General features: G+C 25.6%; 1 protein-coding gene. It reads right to left on the minus strand.

From position 1 onward, the window contains the following. On the minus strand, window positions 1–1,070 hold a 1,070-nt coding region (locus tag EBF09_RS08980; RefSeq protein ID WP_198672584.1), incomplete at both ends, for a CDP-glycerol glycerophosphotransferase family protein.

The raw sequence follows: 1,070 nt of genomic DNA on the forward strand, positions 1-1,070 counted from the left end.
AGTTATAAAAAGATCAATTTTTCTTTGATTTAACCAACTAGAGACATCATTATGGGTTACACCATGTTGCAAAAATACAAATTCTTTAGAGTTTAAAGTATGACTATTTAATTGCATATCCACATAATTATCACAATGAGAACTAATTATTTTACTGGCCTTATTGAATATTTTCTTAAAATCCTGACCTCCAAACTCTACTAATTTAAAACCTTCTTTTTCTAATCTATCCCAATCTTCGCTATCTTTTCTCAATGCAAAAATAATTTTTTGCTCAGGATGATTTTGCATGATATATCTATACAAATGCTCTGCATTATCATCAGCTTTACAGTCTCTATCCATAAGCATCCAAATATTTTCATTGGCACATATAGTATGCTTGAAAATATTATTTATATTCACATAACCATTAAATATTTTTCCTTTTACAGAGATAGCTGCTATAACTCCTTTTTTATCTACACTAAAATATTTTGCCTCCTCAGAAATATAAAATTTCATCCTTTTTTCATAAATAAAAACTCTATCTAAAAAATTAAAGCTCAAAATTTTTATATTATATGGAAACAGTTCTTGTTTATCTATTTGCATACTAGTAAAATCATTCAATGCTGTTTCAAACACCTTCAATGTTATTGTTCTTTTATGATCATTAATTTCCTCTAAATATACATAAAACTCCTTAGGCATACTCTTTTTAAAACAATTCAACATTCCTATTTTATAAAAAAACCAACATCCTGCCATATTAAATTTCATAACAGTTTGTTCTTCTATATAAGAGAAATTCTCATCCAATAATCTCAAATATTCTTCTTTCTCTTCCTTACTCAACATAGAAAGTTTTTCAGGAGAATTAACAATGAATTTAATCTGCCAAAAAATATGATAAAGACATACAAATTGTACATTAATAATATTATTTTTTTTAAGCAATTCCAAAGTTCCAAGCTTTATTGTTCCTAAAAAATACTCTTTATTAATAGAGTTATCCAATGTTGAACTTCCGTCTTCTCTTTTTCTGTAATAATATTTTGCTTTTTTTAAAAATGCACTTTTATAACTAA

The sequence above is a fragment of the Helicobacter burdigaliensis genome (assembly GCF_003670295.1).
In the GTDB taxonomy this organism is placed as follows: domain Bacteria; phylum Campylobacterota; class Campylobacteria; order Campylobacterales; family Helicobacteraceae; genus Helicobacter_D; species Helicobacter_D burdigaliensis.